This window comes from Curtobacterium sp. BRD11 (assembly GCF_031844345.1).
Lineage (GTDB): Bacteria > Actinomycetota > Actinomycetes > Actinomycetales > Microbacteriaceae > Curtobacterium.
On record NZ_JAUZUZ010000001.1, the window covers coordinates 627180 to 643327 of the forward strand.

17 protein-coding genes are annotated in these 16148 nt (G+C 70.8%); 7 read left to right on the plus strand and 10 right to left on the minus strand.

What is annotated here, in order from left to right; genetic code table 11:
* The first annotated feature begins 165 nt into the window (after nt 1-165).
* Nucleotides 166-864 (plus strand): 3'-5' exonuclease, encoded by a 699-nt coding sequence (locus tag Q9R28_RS02865; RefSeq protein ID WP_066658248.1) that lies wholly within the window; start codon nt 166-168, stop codon nt 862-864.
* Nucleotides 865-1844: 980 nt separating this feature from the next.
* Here the strand turns inward: Q9R28_RS02865 and Q9R28_RS02870 are convergent.
* The 3 genes from Q9R28_RS02870 to glgA form a co-directional block, all read right to left on the minus strand.
* Entirely contained in the window at nt 1845-2093 is a 249-nt protein-coding gene (locus Q9R28_RS02870; RefSeq protein ID WP_022905175.1) for a type B 50S ribosomal protein L31, read from the minus strand.
* 136 nt (nt 2094-2229) lie between these two features.
* Nucleotides 2230-3012: an ABC transporter ATP-binding protein gene (locus Q9R28_RS02875; protein ID WP_066654391.1), complete on the minus strand. Its 783-nt coding sequence runs from the start codon at nt 3010-3012 to the stop codon at nt 2230-2232.
* 9 nt (nt 3013-3021) lie between these two features.
* On the minus strand, nt 3022-4221 hold the full coding sequence (gene glgA / locus Q9R28_RS02880; protein WP_066654393.1) for a glycogen synthase: 1200 nt from the start codon (nt 4219-4221) through the stop codon (nt 3022-3024).
* Nucleotides 4222-4268: 47 nt separating this feature from the next.
* On the opposite strand from glgA, the gene glgC reads away from it, so the two are divergent.
* Entirely contained in the window at nt 4269-5510 is a 1242-nt protein-coding gene (gene glgC, locus Q9R28_RS02885; protein WP_066654395.1) for a glucose-1-phosphate adenylyltransferase, read from the plus strand.
* Nucleotides 5511-5658: 148 nt separating this feature from the next.
* On the plus strand, nt 5659-6297 hold the full coding sequence (gene serB / locus Q9R28_RS02890) for a phosphoserine phosphatase SerB (RefSeq protein WP_311205433.1): 639 nt from the start codon (nt 5659-5661) through the stop codon (nt 6295-6297).
* 124 nt (nt 6298-6421) lie between these two features.
* Here serB and fabG read toward each other — a convergent pair whose 3' ends face one another.
* Nucleotides 6422-7135 (minus strand): 3-oxoacyl-ACP reductase FabG, encoded by a 714-nt coding sequence (fabG, locus tag Q9R28_RS02895; RefSeq protein WP_066654398.1) that lies wholly within the window; start codon nt 7133-7135, stop codon nt 6422-6424.
* Between the two features lie 164 nt (nt 7136-7299).
* On the opposite strand from fabG, the gene Q9R28_RS02900 reads away from it, so the two are divergent.
* The 3 genes from Q9R28_RS02900 to Q9R28_RS02910 are packed head-to-tail and all read left to right on the plus strand — an operon-like array spanning nt 7300 to nt 9055.
* Nucleotides 7300-7791: a DUF3099 domain-containing protein gene (locus tag Q9R28_RS02900; RefSeq protein ID WP_271825684.1), complete on the plus strand. Its 492-nt coding sequence runs from the start codon at nt 7300-7302 to the stop codon at nt 7789-7791.
* Nucleotides 7791-8099, plus strand: a complete 309-nt coding sequence (locus tag Q9R28_RS02905) for a hypothetical protein (protein ID WP_081985298.1) — start codon at nt 7791-7793, stop codon at nt 8097-8099. Before Q9R28_RS02900 ends, Q9R28_RS02905 begins: the two co-directional genes overlap by 1 nt.
* Nucleotides 8096-9055, plus strand: coding sequence for an SURF1 family protein (locus Q9R28_RS02910; RefSeq protein WP_311205434.1), 960 nt, complete (start codon nt 8096-8098; stop codon nt 9053-9055). The genes Q9R28_RS02905 and Q9R28_RS02910 overlap by 4 nt, the downstream gene beginning before the upstream one ends.
* 134 nt (nt 9056-9189) lie before the next feature.
* Here Q9R28_RS02910 and Q9R28_RS02915 read toward each other — a convergent pair whose 3' ends face one another.
* Nucleotides 9190-10788 (minus strand): ABC-F family ATP-binding cassette domain-containing protein, encoded by a 1599-nt coding sequence (locus Q9R28_RS02915; protein ID WP_066654400.1) that lies wholly within the window; start codon nt 10786-10788, stop codon nt 9190-9192.
* Nucleotides 10789-10862: 74 nt separating this feature from the next.
* On the opposite strand from Q9R28_RS02915, the gene Q9R28_RS02920 reads away from it, so the two are divergent.
* Complete coding sequence (locus tag Q9R28_RS02920) at nt 10863-11504, plus strand: biotin transporter BioY (protein WP_307810341.1); 642 nt, start codon at nt 10863-10865, stop codon at nt 11502-11504.
* A gap of 252 nt (nt 11505-11756) precedes the next feature.
* Here Q9R28_RS02920 and Q9R28_RS02925 read toward each other — a convergent pair whose 3' ends face one another.
* From Q9R28_RS02925 to sufB, 5 genes are all read right to left on the minus strand, one after another.
* Nucleotides 11757-12086: a metal-sulfur cluster assembly factor gene (locus Q9R28_RS02925; protein ID WP_022902786.1), complete on the minus strand. Its 330-nt coding sequence runs from the start codon at nt 12084-12086 to the stop codon at nt 11757-11759.
* Nucleotides 12086-12853 carry a Fe-S cluster assembly ATPase SufC gene (gene sufC / locus Q9R28_RS02930; RefSeq protein WP_066654406.1) on the minus strand — a complete coding sequence of 256 codons (768 nt, stop codon included), beginning with the start codon at nt 12851-12853 and terminating at the stop codon, nt 12086-12088. The genes Q9R28_RS02925 and sufC overlap by 1 nt, the downstream gene beginning before the upstream one ends.
* A gap of 62 nt (nt 12854-12915) precedes the next feature.
* Nucleotides 12916-13242 carry a non-heme iron oxygenase ferredoxin subunit gene (locus Q9R28_RS02935; protein ID WP_081984870.1) on the minus strand — a complete coding sequence of 109 codons (327 nt, stop codon included), beginning with the start codon at nt 13240-13242 and terminating at the stop codon, nt 12916-12918.
* The gene (gene sufD / locus Q9R28_RS02940; protein WP_311205435.1) at nt 13242-14576 is read right to left on the minus strand and encodes a Fe-S cluster assembly protein SufD; all 1335 of its coding nucleotides are present in this window, start codon (nt 14574-14576) and stop codon (nt 13242-13244) included. The genes Q9R28_RS02935 and sufD overlap by 1 nt, the downstream gene beginning before the upstream one ends.
* Nucleotides 14577-15995 carry a Fe-S cluster assembly protein SufB gene (gene sufB / locus Q9R28_RS02945; protein ID WP_066654410.1) on the minus strand — a complete coding sequence of 473 codons (1419 nt, stop codon included), beginning with the start codon at nt 15993-15995 and terminating at the stop codon, nt 14577-14579.
* Between the last annotated feature and the right edge of the window lie 153 nt (nt 15996-16148).

The window sequence follows — 16148 nt, forward strand, 5'->3', positions numbered from 1 at the left end:
TCGCGTGTCGTCGCGCTCCGCCAGGCGGGTCGCCTGGAGCGTGTCGTGGCGCCCCGGCAGGCGGGTCGCGTGGAGCGTGTCGGACCGTCCCGTTAGCCTCGTGCCGTGACGTACTCCCCAGCAGCGCTCGACACGCCCGCACCCGCCGCCCCGGCCGTGCAGGACCTGAGCGGTCGTCCCTGGTGGCACGCGCTCGGCGTGTTCGACCTCGAGACCACCGGCGTCGACGTCGAGACCGCCCGCATCGTCACGGCGCACGTCGGCCTGATCGACATGACCGGACGCTCCATCGCGGAGGGTGCCTGGATCGCCGATCCCGGGATCGCGATCCCCGAGGGCGCTGCCGCCGTGCACGGCTACACGACCGAGCGCGCCCAGGCCGAGGGGCGCCCGGCCGGCGAGGTCGTCGCCGAGATCGTGGCAGCGGTCGAGGCCGTGTTCGCCCGCGGCATCCCGCTCGTGATCTACAACGCTCCGTACGACCTGACGGTGCTCGACCGCGAGGCCCGACGGCACGGCATCGCCTCCCCCGTCATCGGCAACGTCGTCGACCCGCTCGTCATGGACAAGGCGCTCGACACCTACCGCAAGGGCAAGCGCACGCTCGAGGCAGCGTCCGAGCTCTACGGTGTGACGTTGTCCGACGCCCACGACGCCGCCGCGGACGCGATCGCTGCCGGGCGTGTCGCGCAGGCCATCGCGGCGAAGTACCCGGAGGAGCTCGGTGTCTCCGCCGAGGAGCTGCACCGCAAGCAGGTCGGCTGGTGTGCCGAGCAGGCCACCTCGTTCCAGGACTACATGCGGAAGAAGCGCGACCCCTCGTTCACCGCCGACGGTCGCTGGCCGCACCGCAACGGCTCGTAGCGCCGCGGTCACCGCGGCGCCGTCTGCGCGCCGCCACTGAGCCGCTGTCGCCGCGCCGCCACTGGGCCGCTGAGCCGGTGTTGCCGCGCCGGCGCTGAGCCGGTGTTGCCGCGCCGGCGCTGAGCCGCTGTCGCCACGCGCCGCAGCTGGGCCGCCCTGCGAGCGGTGCCGCGCATCGGAGCTCCCGGCCAGCGCCGGGCGCCGGCGTCCGGCACCCGCTGCGGTCCCGCAGAACCGGGAGCACGTCGCGCCGTGGGATCACGTGGTGCGACGTGCTCTCCGTGGTACGCGAGCATCGCGCACCACGGCCCGCGCACCGCGGCCTGCGCACCACGGTCTGCGCACCTCGCAGCCCGTGCACCACGGCCTGCGCACCTCACAGCCCGCGCACCACGGCCCGCGCACCGCGCACCACGGCCCGCGCATCACGCACCACGGCCGGTACCCCGCGCACCACGGCCCGTGCACCGCGGACCGCGCACCGAGGCTGCGCCGCACGGTGCGCTGCCGGGCCGTCGGGCGGCGCGACGCTGCCACCTCGACCGGCGAGCGTTCCCGGCGGTCCCACACCGAGCCTCCTTGCCGTGACCGCGGCTCGCGCCCGCAGTACGTGCACAGTCGAACGCACCTCGAACCACGTGAACGCCTGGCGCGACGTGCTCCACGTTGCGCGCGAGCACCACGCGCCACGGCGCGACAGCACGACGACGCCGTGCGCGCATGCTGGACGCCGCGCCCGCGCCCGCGCCGCCCGCGCCCGCGCCGCGCCCGCGCCGCCCGTGCACTGTCGTGCCCCGTCCCGGATGCTGCGCCCCGGTGTGCCGGGGCACAGCATCCGCAGCAGGGCGCGTCTCGCGTTCTCACCGATCACAGCGCGCCGTACCCGGACCCGGCGCCCCACCCCCGGCAGCACCGTCCGGGCAACGCAGAACGGGCGGCCCTCCCGAAGGAGGGCCGCCCGTCCGAGCGCGAACGCAGACTTACTTGCTGAAGCCCTTGAAGCGCTGGTTGAACTTCTCGACGCGACCGGCCGAGTCGAGGATGCGCTGCTTGCCCGTGTAGAACGGGTGCGACGCCGACGAGATCTCGACGTCGATGACCGGGTAGGTCGCACCGTCGAGCTCGATGGTCTTGTCGCTGGTCGCGGTCGAACGCGTCAGGAACGTCTCACCGGAGGCCAGGTCGCGGAAGACGATGGCGTTGTACTCGGGGTGGGTGTCGGTCTTCATGGAGATTCCTCGGTTGGAGATGGTGGGAGGTACGCGGACGGCCGGTTCGAGCGGACTCGATCGGGACCCCCGCGCGGGAAGTCTGCGGCGTGCGCCAGCCGTCCACGTTACCAGACGACGGGCAGGATCGGGAGCGTCAGGCCGCGCGCGCCGTGTACCGACCGGCGTCCTTCGACACGGTCAGCTCCACGCCGAAGGCCTGGGACAGCGTGGGAGCCGTCAGGACCTCGTCGATGGGGCCGGCGGCCTGGATCCCACCGTCGGCGAGCACGAGGGCGTGCGTGAAGCCCTCGGGGATCTCCTCCACGTGGTGGGTGACGATGACGATCGCCGGCGAGTCGCTGCTCTGCGCGTAGCCGCCGAGCGTGCGCACCAGGCTCTCGCGCGCACCGAGGTCGAGCGACGCAGCCGGCTCGTCGAGGAACAGCACCTCGGGATCGGTCATCACGGCGCGCGCGATCTGCACGCGCTTCTGCTCGCCGTCGCTCAGCTCACCGAACGTGCGGTCGGTGAAGTCACCGAGGCCCCACTCGTCGAGCACCCGCTGGGCGCGGCGGACGTCGAGCTCCTCGTACTCCTCGTTCCAGCGACCGGTGACCGAGTACGCGGCGGTGAGCACGACGTCGACGACCTTCTCGGTCACCGGGATCCGGCGGGCGAGGGCGGTCGACGCGAAGCCGATGCGCGGACGCAGCTCGAACAGGTCCGCGCCGCCGAGCTCGGTGCCGAGCACCTCGACACTGCCCGACGTCGGGAACGTCTGGGCACCGGCCACCTGCAGCAGCGTGGTCTTGCCGGCGCCGTTGGCACCGAGCACCACCCAGCGTTCGTCGTCCTGCACCTCCCACGAGATCCCGTCGAGGATGGTGGCCCCGTTGCGGACCACGGAGACGTCTGACAAGCGCACGACCGAGGGCATGGCTCCAGCCTACGGCTTCCGGGCGAGCACCTCGTCGTAGACCTGCCGCGTGCGGTGCGCGATCGCGTCCCACGTGAACTCGCTCTCGACGCGGAGGCGTCCTGCGCGTCCCATGAGCTTGGCGAGCCCCTCGTCGGCCAGGACCTCGTCCAGCGTCCGGGCGAGGTCAGCCACGAAGCGGTCCGGGTCGTTCGGCGTGCCGGTGCCGTCCTGCGCCTGGTCGATCGGGACGATGCGCCCGGTCAGCCCGTCGGCGACGACCTCGGGGATGCCGCCCGTGCGCGTGCCGACCACGGGGATGCCACAGGCCATGGCCTCGAGGTTGACGATGCCGAGCGGCTCGTAGATCGACGGGCAGACGAACACGGTCCCCGACGACAGGACGTTCACGACCTCCTGGTGGGAGAGCATCCGGTCGATCCAGACCACACCGTCGCGCTCCGCGCGCAGGGACTCGACGAGTCCGGTCACCTCGGCCATGATCTCCGGCGTGTCCGGAGCGCCCGCGCACAGCACGATCTGCACGTCCGACGGCAGCGACGCCACCGCGCGGAGCAGGTACGGCAGGCCCTTCTGCCGGGTGATCCGGCCGACGAACACGACCGAGCGGCGCGACGGGTCGATGCCGAGCGCGCGCACGGCGTCCTCGTCGACGGTCGGCTTCCACTCGTCGATGTCGATGCCGTTGTAGACGACGTGGACCTTCGCCGGGTCGATGGACGGGTAGGAGCGCAGGATGTCCGCCCGCATGGCCTTCGAGACCGCGATCACGCCGTCGGCCTGCTCGAACGCCTCACGTTCCATCCAGCTCGACAGGCGGTAGCCGCCCCCGAGCTGCTCGGCCTTCCACGGGCGCAGCGGCTCGAGGCTGTGGGCCGTGACCACGTGCGGGATGCCGTGGGTGAGCTGCGCGATGCGCCCCGCGGCGTTGGCGTACCAGGTGTGGGAGTGCACCAGGTCGGCGCCCGCGACGTCGGCGGCGATGCGGACGTCGGTACCGAGCGCCTGGAGCGCGCCGTTCGCGTCCTCGAGGCCCTCGGGCGTGCGGTACGCCCACACGCCCTCCTCGTCGCGGAACGCCCCGAAGGCGCGCACCCGGACGTCCGTGTCCGTCCCCGACCGCAGCGCAGCCGTGAGCTCGGCCACGTGGACACCCGCTCCGCCGTAGACCTCCGGCGGATACTCCCTGGTCAGTAGATCGACTCGCACGCACTCAACGTAACGGGTTCGCCGTCCGGACGCCTACTGTGAACCACATGGCACCAAAGAAGGTATTCGGCATCGTCCTCGCCGGCGGCGAGGGCAAGCGGCTCATGCCGCTCACGGCCGATCGCGCGAAGCCCGCCGTCCCGTTCGGCGGCAACTTCCGTCTCATCGACTTCGCGCTCTCCAACCTCGTGAACTCCGGGTTGCAGAAGATCGTCGTCCTGACCCAGTACAAGTCGCACAGCCTCGACCGTCACGTGGCCGAGACCTGGCGCATGGAGGGGCTCCTCGGGTCCTACGTCGCGTCGGTGCCGGCGCAGCAGCGACTCGGCAAGCGGTGGTTCGCCGGCTCGGCGGACGCGATCCTGCAGTCCCTCAACCTGCTCCGCGACGAGCGCCCGGACATCGTGGTCGTGGTCGGTGCGGACCACGTCTACCGGATGGACTTCCACCAGATGATCGAGGCGCACATCGCCTCCGGCCGCAGTGCCACGGTCGCGGCGATCCGGCAGCCGATCGGCCTCGCGGACCAGTTCGGCGTCATCCAGGTGGACCAGGACGACCCGACCAAGATCGACGCGTTCCTCGAGAAGCCGAAGGACGCCGTCGGCCTGGCCGACTCGCCCGACGAGATCCTCGCGTCGATGGGCAACTACGTGTTCAACGCCGACGCCCTCGTCGACGCGGTGCTCCGCGACGGCCAGATCGAGTCGAGCAAGCACGACATGGGCGGCGACATCGTCCCCGACTTCGTGGCCCGCGGCGACGCCGGCGTCTACGACCTGCAGCGCAACGACGTGCCCGGCTCGAACGACCGCGACCGGTACTACTGGCGCGACGTGGGGACGATCGACTCGTTCTTCGACGCCCACATGGACCTCATCGCGCCGGTCCCGGTCTTCAACCTGTACAACCAGGACTGGCCGATCTTCAACCAGCAGACGAACCTGCCGCCGGCGAAGTTCGTCCGCGACGCGAACGGCAACACCGGCTCGACGGTCGACTCGATCGTGGCGCTCGGGTGCCTGCTCTCCGGCGCCCAGGTGGAGCGCAGCGTCATCGGTCCGTGGTGCGGGATCGACTCGGGCGCGAAGGTCCTCGACTCCATCGTGTTCGAACGGGCGTCCATCGGCGCCGGTTCGGTCGTGAACCGCGCGATCCTCGACAAGGACGTGGTCATCGCGCCCGGTGCGCAGGTCGGCGTCGACCGCGAGACCGACGAGGCCCGCGGCTTCACCGTCACGGAGTCCGGCATCACGGTCGTCGGCAAGGGCGTCCGCGTCGAGGCCTAGTCCGGGACGGTCGCCGAGTCCGGGCTGCACCTACCGACGTCGGCAAGGGCGTCCACGTCGAGGCCTGACCGCACCCACCACCCGGCCTGGAGGCGCGGCTGACGTCACAGACGTCGGCCGCGCCTCCTGCTGTCGGTACCGTTGGTCCGTGCCACGCTTCCTCGTCGTCCTCGATGCCGACTCCACGCTGCTCGAGGACGAGGTCATCGAACTGCTCGCCGACCACGCCGGGACCCGGCCACAGGTGCAGGCGGTGACGGAGCGCGCCATGCGCGGCGAGATCGACTTCGCCGAGAGCCTCCGGGAGCGGGTCGCGACCCTGGCGGGCCTCCGGGCCGACGTCTGCACCCGCGCGCAGCAGGCGGTCCGCGTCACGCGCGGAGCCGAGGAGCTCGTCCGGGGCGTCCACGCCGCAGGCGGCACGGTCGGCGTCGTGTCCGGCGGCTTCCACGAGGTGCTCGACCCCTTCGCCGCGCGCCTCGGCCTCGACCACTGCCGGGCGAACCGTCTCGAGGTGGTCGACGGCGTGCTCTCCGGTCGGGTGCTCGGTGACGTCGTCGACGCCGAGGCGAAGGCCGAGACCCTGCGTGCGTGGGCCGGGGCGGACGACGTCCCGCTGTCGCGCACGGTCGCGGTCGGCGACGGCGCCAACGACCTGGTCATGATGGGTGTCGCCGCCCTGGGCGTCGCCTTCGACGCGAAGCCGCTGGTGCGCGAGCGGGCGGACGTGGCGGTCGTCGACCGCGACCTGTCCGCGGTGCTCGCGACGCTGGGCCTGCGGGGCTGAGCCGCACGCGCCGCGGAGCCGAGTCTCGCCTCCGCGGACACGTTCGCGGACTCCACGTCGCGAACGTGTCCGCCCAGCCGAGCCTCGAGGACGGTCCGAGCGGGCCGCCGGTCGGTGTCCGGGGCTAGTGACCCATCCCGAGACCGCCGTCGACCGGGATCACCGCACCCGAGACGTACCCGGCACCGTCGCTCGCCAGGAAGAGCGTGGCGTCGGCGACGTCGTCGACCGTGCCGTAGCGCGCCGCCGGGATCTGCTTCTTGAACTCGGCCTGCAGCTCCTCGGGCAGGGCTGCGGTCATGTCGGTCTGGATGAACCCCGGCGCGACGACGTTGGCCGTGATGCCGCGCGACCCGAGCTCGCGCGTGATCGAGCGCGCCATGCCGACCAGGGCAGCCTTGGACGAGGCGTAGTTGACCTGACCGACCTGGCCGTAGGCGCCCACGACGCTCGACATGAGCACGATGCGGCCGAACTTTGCCTTCATCATCCCCTTGGTCGCGCGCTTGACGACCCGGAACGTGCCGGTCAGGTTCGTGTCGACGACGCTCGTGAAGTCCTCCTCGGACATGCGGAGCAGGAGCTGGTCGTTCGTGATGCCCGCGTTGGCGACGAGGACCTCGATCGGCCCGAGCTCGGCCTCGACCTGCGTGAAGGCCGCGTCGACCGAGGCGGAGTCGGTGATGTCCGCGGCGACGGTGAGCGCCCCCTCGGGTCCGCCCTGGCCGCTGCGGGAGGTCACGGCGACCCGGTGCCCGGCGGCGACGAAACGCGCTGCGAGGGCGTGCCCGATGCCGCGGTTGCCGCCGGTGATGAGGACGGTACGGGGGGTGGTCATGATCGCTCCGTTCGAGTGGTGGTGACGCGGTGTCCGCCGACCTGACGGCCGAGCCGTGGGCCGCTGGACACGCCCGGACGAGCGTACCGGAGCCGTTCCCCGCAGCTGTCCCCCGCGCGGCGGGGCAACTGTCGGTGGTCCGGGCTTAGGCTTGACCCTGGCGAATGGAAGAACACCGTATGAAGTCGACGCAGCGCCGGTTCCACGCGACGCACACCCACTCCGGGTCCACGCAGAGCATCACGTCCCTGCCGGACTCCCCCGAGCTGGACCGGGCGCACCGCCTGTCCAAGTACGTCTGGCAGATGGCCGTGCGCGTGGTGTGCTTCATCGGCGCCGTCCTCGTGTGGACGACCTGGCACACCTGGCTCGCGGTCATCCCGATCGTCCTCGCCGCGGTCATCCCGTGGGTCGCGGTCATCCTCGCCAACGCCGGCAACCACGCCGAGAGCGACATCGTCGCCCCGGCCGGGGCCATCGAGCTCTACGACGCCGTCGACCCCCGCCTCCGCGAGCAGCAGGAGGACGCCCGGGCCGAGGCCTACCGTGCCGAGCAGGAACGCCTCCGCGAGCAGGCCCAGCACGCGCAGGAGGAGTGGCAGCGGAACGGCGACCGCTCCCGTGTGTGGTCCGCGAAGTCCCGGACGCGCCGCTGATGGGGGCGACGTTCGACCTCTTCACGGAGCCCGGCGCGACACCGGTCTGCTCCCGGGCCGGCTGCACGAACACGGCCGAGTGGCGGATCAACTGGCGGAACCCGCGCATCCACGCCGTCGACCGCGTGAAGATCTGGGCGGCCTGCGAGGAGCACTGCGACTTCCTCGCCGACTACCTGCGCTCCCGCTCGTTCCCGGTCCGGGTGACCGGGATGCACGAGGACGTCGACAGCCTCGACGACGTCCGTGCGCGGGAGGACGCCCCGAAGAACGACGTCGGGGTGCGCTCCAGCGGCACCGGACGATGACGGACGAGTTCGACCCCAGCGCCCGCTACGGCCGGAAGCACGCCGCGAAGCTCCAGCGCGACGCCGCTCCCGGGTCCGTCCACGCGGACACCACCGACGGCCCGACGGTCGGCTGGCGGTTCGTCCGGAGCCGCCGCTGGCTCGGGTACTTCGCGATCGCCGTGGCCTTCGCGATCATCTGCACGCTCTTCGGGATGTGGCAGTGGGACCGGCGCAACGAGGCCGTCCGGCAGAACGAGCAGATCGCGCAGAACTACGACCACACGCCCGTGCCGCTCGACCAGGCGCTCCCCCGGGCCTCGTCGTGGACCGACGACCAGCAGTGGCTCCGGGTCGAGGTCACCGGTCGGTACGACGTCGACGACCAGCTCCTCGTCCGCAACCGCGTGCACAACGGCCAGCCCGGGTTCGAGGTCCTCACGCCGCTCGTCACCGCCGACGGTCGCGCGTTCGTCGTCGACCGCGGATGGGTCCCGACCGGCAACCGGCAGGACGCGCCGGACAGCGTCCCCGCTCCGCCGAGCGGGCAGGTGACGGTGATCGCGCGCCTGCAGCAGAGCGAGCCGCGCATCCCCGGCCGCACCGACCCGTCGCACACCGACCAGGTGCAGTCGGTGACGCTCGCCGACGTCGCTGGCAAGGTGGACGCACCGATCTGGACGGGCGCGTACGGCCAGCTCGCCTCCGAATCCCCCGCTCCTGCGGAGGCCCGGCCCCTCGGGTGGGACCGTCCGTCCGCGGACACCGGTCTGCACCTCAGCTACTTCATCCAGTGGTTCCTCTTCGCCGCCGGAGGCTTCGGCTTCCTGGCCTACGTGATGTTGCAGGAGTACCGGAACCTCAACCAGGACGACCCCGAGGAGCGCGAGCGCGCCCTCGAACGGCAGCGGCGGAAGGACGCCAAGCCGAGGTCCGACGACGAGGTCGAGGACGAGCTGCTCGGCGCGCACCGCTGACGGATCGCGACCCCGGGACGGACGGGAGGCGCGGTGCCGGCCGGCACCGTCCTCCCTCGCAGGCTCGGTCGGCGCGCCCCGCGCAACGCTCCGCGTTGCCGTCGAGCGGTGCGCGCCCGTCCGTCAGGGGGTCGCTACGCCAGCTCGATGAGCTCCGCGTAGTCCTTGTTCCAGTGGTCCTCGGTACCGTCCGGCAGCAGCAGCACCCGCTCGGGGTTGAGCGCGTCGACCGCACCGGCGTCGTGGGACACGAGCACCACGGCGCCCTCGAAGCCGGCCAGCGCGTTGAGGATCTCCTCGCGCGACGCCGGGTCGAGGTTGTTCGTGGGCTCGTCGAGCAGCAGCACGTTCGCCCCCGACACGACGATCATCGCGAGCGACAGCCGGGTCTTCTCACCACCGGACAGGACGCCGGCCTTCTTGTAGCCGTCGTCACCCGTGAACAGGAACGAACCGAGCACACGACGGGCCTCGGTCTCGTTGAGGTCCGTCGACGCCGACACCATGTTCTCGATCACCGTGCGGTTCACGTCGATGTTCTCGTGCTCCTGCGCGTAGTACCCGATCCGCAGGCCGTGCCCGGGCAGGATCTCGCCCGTGTCCGGTCGGTCCGCACCCGCCAGGATCCGGAGCAGCGTCGTCTTGCCCGCACCGTTGAACCCGAGGATGACCACGCGCGACCCTCGGTCGATCGCCAGGTCCACCCCGGCGAAGATCTCGAGCGAGCCGTACGACTTCGACAGCCCCTCGGCCATCAGCGGAGTGCGACCGCACGGTGCCGGCGTGGGGAAGCGGATCTTCGCGACGCGGTCGGCGACGCGCTCGTCCTCCAGTCCGGCGAGCAGCTTGTCCGCGCGCGCGACCATCTGGTGCGCAGCGGCAGCCTTCGATGCCTTCGCGCCGAAGCGGGCGGCCTGGTCCTTCAGGGTCGCAGCCTTCTTCTCGGCGCCGGCGCGCTCCTTGCGGCGGCGCTCCTCGTCGGCCACGCGCTGCCGCTGGTAGAGCTTCCACCCCATGTTGTAGACGTCGATGGTCTGACGGTTCGCGTCGAGGTAGAAGACGCGGTTGACGACCTCGTCCACCAGCTCCACGTCGTGGGAGATGATGATGACGCCGCCGGGGTAGGTCTTCAGGTGCTCGCGGAGCCACACCACGGAGTCGGCGTCGAGGTGGTTCGTCGGCTCGTCGAGGATCATCGTCTCGGCGTCCGAGAACAGGATGCGGGCGAGTTCGATGCGCCGGCGCTGACCACCCGACAGGGTCTTCAGCTGCTGGTCGAGGATGCGGTCCGGCAGCTTGAGGTTCGATGCGATCGACGCCGCTTCGGCCTCGGCAGCGTACCCGCCGAGCGCGTTGAACTGGTCGTCGAGCCGGCTGTACCGGCGCATCGCCTTCTCGGCCACGTCGGCGTCGTCGCTCGCCATGTCGAGCGTCGCCTGGCGGATGCCCTCGACGAGCTCGCCGAGACCACGGGCGTCGAGGATGCGCTTGCGCGCGGTGTCCTCGGGGTTGCCCGAGCGCGGGTCCTGCGGCAGGTAGCCGATCTCCCCCGAGCGCTCGATCTTGCCGTCGGTCGGCTGCGACTCGCCGGCGAGGGCCTTCGTCATCGTGGTCTTGCCGGCGCCGTTGCGCCCGACGAGCCCGATCTTGTCACCCTTCTCGACGCGGAAGGACACGTGCTCCATGAGGAGGCGAGCGCCTACGCGGATCTCGAGGTCGTGCACGGCAAGCACAGGAGGACGTCCAATCAGTTGGTGATGTGCACAACGACGTGTGCGGGAGGTGCACCGCTACGCTGACGGGACCGATGGTCCTCGAACGGGACCAGCAGTCCATTCTAGGAGAATCCATGACGAACGCCACCGGGTTCGCTCGCCGCGCAGTCCTCGCCGACCGTCTTCGCACCTCGGGGCTCGCCACCGACGCCGCCCTGGTCGCCGGCGGTGCGCTGTTCACCGCCGCGATGGCACAGCTCCAGGTGCCGATGTGGCCGGTCCCGATCACCGGGCAGACCCTGGCCGTCGTGCTCGTCGGCGCCACGCTCGGCGCCCGACGCGGCATGCTGTCGCTGCTCGTCTACGCCGTCGCGGGCCTCGCGGGTGCACCGTTCTTCGCCGAGTTCTCCGGTGGTCTCGCAGCCCTGGCCTCGCCGAGCTTCGGCTACGTCATCGGCTTCGTGCCGGCCGCCGGCCTGGTCGGCTGGCTCGCCCGCCGGAACTGGGACCGGAAGGTCGGGCGTGCCACGGTCGCGATGCTCCTGGCGACCGCCGTCCCCTTCGTCACGGGCCTGCCCTGGCTCGCGGTGGTGCTCGGTCAGCTCGGCGCGCCGAACGACACCCAGTCGGTGCTCGCCGCCGGCCTCTACCCGTTCATCGTCGGTGGAGTCGCCAAGGCCCTCATCGCCGCCGGTGTCCTGCCCCTGGCGTGGAAGCTGGTCGGCCGCCGCTGACGCACCCGCACGACGACGGGCCCCGCACCTGCTGGTGCGGGGCCCGACGCTGTTCCGACCCGGGCTGCTGTCTCCCTCCGCGAGCGAGCACGACACGCCGCGCAACGAACGCCGGGCGGGCGACGGGCGTCGCGGGGACCGGTCGAACGTGACGGATCGTGCGCACTCGGCGTGGCGGGCGCACCGCACCGACGACGGGCGGGAGGCGCGGTGCCAGCTGGCACCGCGCCTCCCGTCCGTGTGTCGTGGCGGCTAGATCGAGAAACCGAGCGCGCGCATCATCTCGCGTCCGTCGTCGGTGATCCGCTCCGGACCCCACGGCGGCATCCACACCCAGTTGATGCGGAACGCGTCGACGATGCCGTCGAGCGCGTTGGCGGTGTCGCCCTCGATGACGTCGGTCAGCGGGCAGCCCGCGCTCGTCAGCGTCATGCTGATCACGAGGGCGTTCGCCTCGTCGTCCATCGCGAGGTCGTAGATGAGGCCGAGGTCGACGATGTTGACGCCGAGCTCCGGGTCCTGGACCTCCTTGAGGCCCTCGACGACCTCGTCGAACTTCTCCGGGGAGAGTGCGGTGATCATCAGTTGCCCGCCGCTGCGGCCTGCACGTAGCGGTCGTAGCCCTCGTTCTCGAGGCGCTCGGCCAGCTCCGGACCACCCTGCTCGGCGACCTTGCCCGCGACGAACACGTGGACGAAGTCCGGCTTGATGTAGCGGAGGATGCGCGTGTAGTGCGTGATCAGCAGGACGCCGAGGCCGGTCGCTGCCTTCGCGCGGTTGACGCCCTCGGACACGATCTTCAGCGCGTCGACGTCGAGGCCGGAGTCGGTCTCGTCGAGCACGGCGAACTTCGGCTTGAGGAGCTCGAGCTGCATGATCTCGTGGCGCTTCTTCTCGCCGCCGGAGAAGCCCTCGTTGACGTTGCGCTCGGCGAACGACGAGTCCATCTTGAGGTCGGCCATCGACTGGCGCAGGTCCTTGACCCAGCCGCGGAGTGCGGGGGCCTCGCCGTCGATCGCGGTCTTCGCGGTACGGAGGAAGTTCGACACCGTGACGCCGGGGATCTCGACCGGGTACTGCATCGCGAGGAACATGCCGGCGCGGGCGCGCTCGTCGACGCTCATCGCGAGGACGTCCTCGCCGTCGAGCGTGATCGAGCCGCCGGTGACGTTGTAGCGCGGGTGACCGGCGATCGTGTAGGCCAGGGTGGACTTGCCGGAGCCGTTCGGCCCCATGATCGCGTGGATCTCGCCCTCGTTGATGGTGAGGTCGACGCCCTTCAGGATCTCCTTGGTGCCCTGGTCGGTGTCGATCGAGACCTGCAGGTCGCGGATTTCGAGAGTGGACATTGCGTTCCTTCGGTTACAGCTGCTGTGCGGCGTCAGCCGCGCGGGAAGAGTGGTGGTGTCGCTCAGTCGACGGGGACCGGGTCGTGCACGTCGACGTAGACGTCGCCGTCACGGACCTCGACCCGGAAGACCGGCACCGGCTCGTACGCCGGGAAGTTCTGCGGCTTGCCGGTGGCCAGCGAGAAGCGCGACCCGTGGGCCCAGCACTCGAGCGTGTCGCCCTCGACGAAGCCCTCGGCCAGGGAGATGTCCCCGTGCGTGCAGGTGTCGCCGATCGCGTGCACGGCCCCGGCCGAGTCCTTCACGATCGCCACGGCGGTGCCGTCCACGACGACGCGCATCGGGCTGTCGACGGCGATCTCCGACTCGGCGCAGACCTTCTCGGCCATCAGGCGTCCGCCTGCTCGGCCTCGGGCTCCGCAGCGGCGACCACGGTCCGGCCGTCGGCGAGCTCCTGCTCGACCGCGGCGATCAGGCGCTCCTCGAGCTCGGGCGCGCCGATCTTCTGGATGACCTCGACCAGGAAGCCGAGCACGACGAGGCGACGTGCTTCCTCCTCGGGGATGCCACGGGCCTGCAGGTAGAAGAGCTGCTCGTCGTCGAAGCGACCGGTCGCACTGGCGTGCCCGGCCCCCTCGATGTTGCCCGTCTCGATCTCGAGGTTCGGGATGCTGTCCGCGCGCGTGCCGTCGGTGAGCACCAGGTTGCGGTTCTGCTCGTACGAGTCGGTGCCGTCACCGGCGCGCCCGATCAGCACGTCGCCGATCCAGACCGTGTGCGCACCCTCCCCCTGCAGCGCGCCCTTGTAGTTGACGCGGCCACGGGTGTTCGGGGCGTCGTGGTTCACGTACACCTGCTGCTCGATGTACTGGCCGGCGTCGGCGAAGTACACGCCGTACATCTCGGTGTCCGCACCCTGCGCCCCGAGGTGCGTCGAGGGGTTCACGCGGACGACGTCGCCGCCGAGCGAGACCACGACGTGCTTGAGGAAGGCGTCGCGACCGACCTCGGCGAACTGCGTCGACACGTGCACCGCGTCGTCGTCCCAGTCCTGCAGGCTGACCACCGTGAGCCGTGCGCCGTCACGGACGACGATCTCGACGTTCTCGCTGAGGAGCGCCGAGCCGCGGTTGTCGATGACGACGATGCCCTGGGCGTGCTGCTCGGCCGTGATGACCGTGTGCGCCGCGCGGGCCTGCGTGCCGAAGTCCGAGCGGGTGATCGAGATCGACTCGTGCGCCTCGGTCGCCTTGACGGTGACCTTCAGCACCGCGTCGCGGGCGGTCCAGGCCGCCGCGGCCGCGCGGTCCTCGGGCAGGCCGGCGGTGCCGACGACCGGGTCGTCGCTGCGACCCCACTCGACGTCGGCCCCCTCGGTCTGGCGCGCCAGGAACGGGTAGGCGGAGCCGTCGAGGCCACCCTCGAGCAACGGCTGGAGCTTCGCGAGCGGCGCGAACTTCCAGTTGACCTCGCGGCCGGTCACCGGCGGGAACGCGTCGAGGTCACCGGACTGCGGCCGCTCGGACCGGGTCTGGACCGGGACCTTCGCGTCCCAGCCGCCGTCGGAGTGCGCGCGGGCACCGTGCTGGTCGGTGCCCTGCGTGCTGCGTGCGGACGGAGCCTGCTGGCCCTGTGCGACGGCCGAGGGCTCGACCGGCTGGTCGATGCGCGGTGCGGGGGTGGCCCCGTCGGTGGGTGTCGGGTTGGTGCTGGTGTTCGACATCTAGCCGACGGATCCTTCCATGCTCATCTCGATGAGCTTGTTGAGTTCGAGCGCGTACTCCATCGGGAGCTCGCGGGCGATGGGCTCGATGAACCCGCGGACGATCATGGCCATGGCCTCGTCCTCCGGCATGCCGCGCGACATGAGGTAGAACAACTGCTCCTCGCTCACGCGGGAGACCGTGGCCTCGTGGCCGAGCTGGACGTCGTCGACGCGGATGTCGATCGCCGGGTACGTGTCGCTGCGGCTCACCGTGTCGACGAGCAGCGCGTCACAGCGGACCGTGTTCGCGGCGTGGTGCGCGGCCGGGTCGACGCGGACCTCACCGCGGTAGCCGGCGCGGCCGCCGCCACGGGCGATCGACTTCGAGACGATCGACGACGTCGTGTACGGCGCCATGTGGATCATCTTCGCGCCGGCGTCCTGGTGCTGGCCCGGACCGGCGAACGCGACGGACAGGGTCTCGCCCTTGGCGTGCTCACCGGCGAGGTAGATCGACGGGTACTTCATCGTGACCTTCGACCCGATGTTGCCGTCGATCCACTCCATCGTCGCGCCCTCGTGCGCGATCGCGCGCTTGGTGACGAGGTTGTAGACGTTGCTCGACCAGTTCTGGATCGTCGTGTAGCGCACGCGGGCGTTCTTCTTCACGATGATCTCGACCACGGCGGAGTGCAGCGAGTCCGACTTGTAGATCGGCGCCGTGCAGCCCTCGATGTAGTGGACGTAGGAGTCCTCGTCCGCGATGATCAGCGTCCGCTCGAACTGGCCCATGTTCTCGGTGTTGATCCGGAAGTAGGCCTGCAGCGGGATCTCGACGTGCACGCCCTTCGGGACGTAGACGAACGAGCCACCGGACCACACGGCGGTGTTCAGCGCGGCGAACTTGTTGTCGCCGGCCGGGATCACCGAGCCGAAGTACTCCTCGAAGAACTCCGGGTGCTCGCGGAGCGCCGTGTCGGTGTCCATGAAGATGACGCCCTGCTGCTCCAGGTCCTCGCGGATCTGGTGGTAGACGACCTCGGACTCGTACTGGGCGGCGACACCGGCGACGAGGCGCTGGCGCTCCGCCTCGGGGATGCCGAGGCGCTCGTAGGTGTTGCGGATGTCCTCCGGCAGCTCTTCCCAGGTCTGGGCCTGCTTCTCGGTGGACTTCACGAAGTACTTGATGTTGTCGAAGTCGATGTCCGACAGGTCGGCACCCCACGACGGCATGGGCTTGCGGTCGAACAGCGTCAGCGCCTTGAGGCGGAGCTTGTGCATCCACTCGGGCTCGTTCTTCCGGGCGGAGATGTCGCTGACCACCTCGTCCGACAGACCACGGCGCGCGGACGCGCCGGCCGTGTCGGAGTCGGACCAGCCGAACTCGTACTGGCCGAGCCCTTCGAGTTCTGGACGGTCGATGAGCACGTCGGACATGGTCTCCTCGTTTCCTTCTCGCGGCAGCGTCTGTCGGGACAACCCGTGACGTCCGGACGCCATTCCACCGCGGACCTCCGACAGGAGTCCCACGGCGTTGCTGCCTCGCAACGTCGATGGTCCCACGCAGTCGTCCGACCGATCGGCGATCAC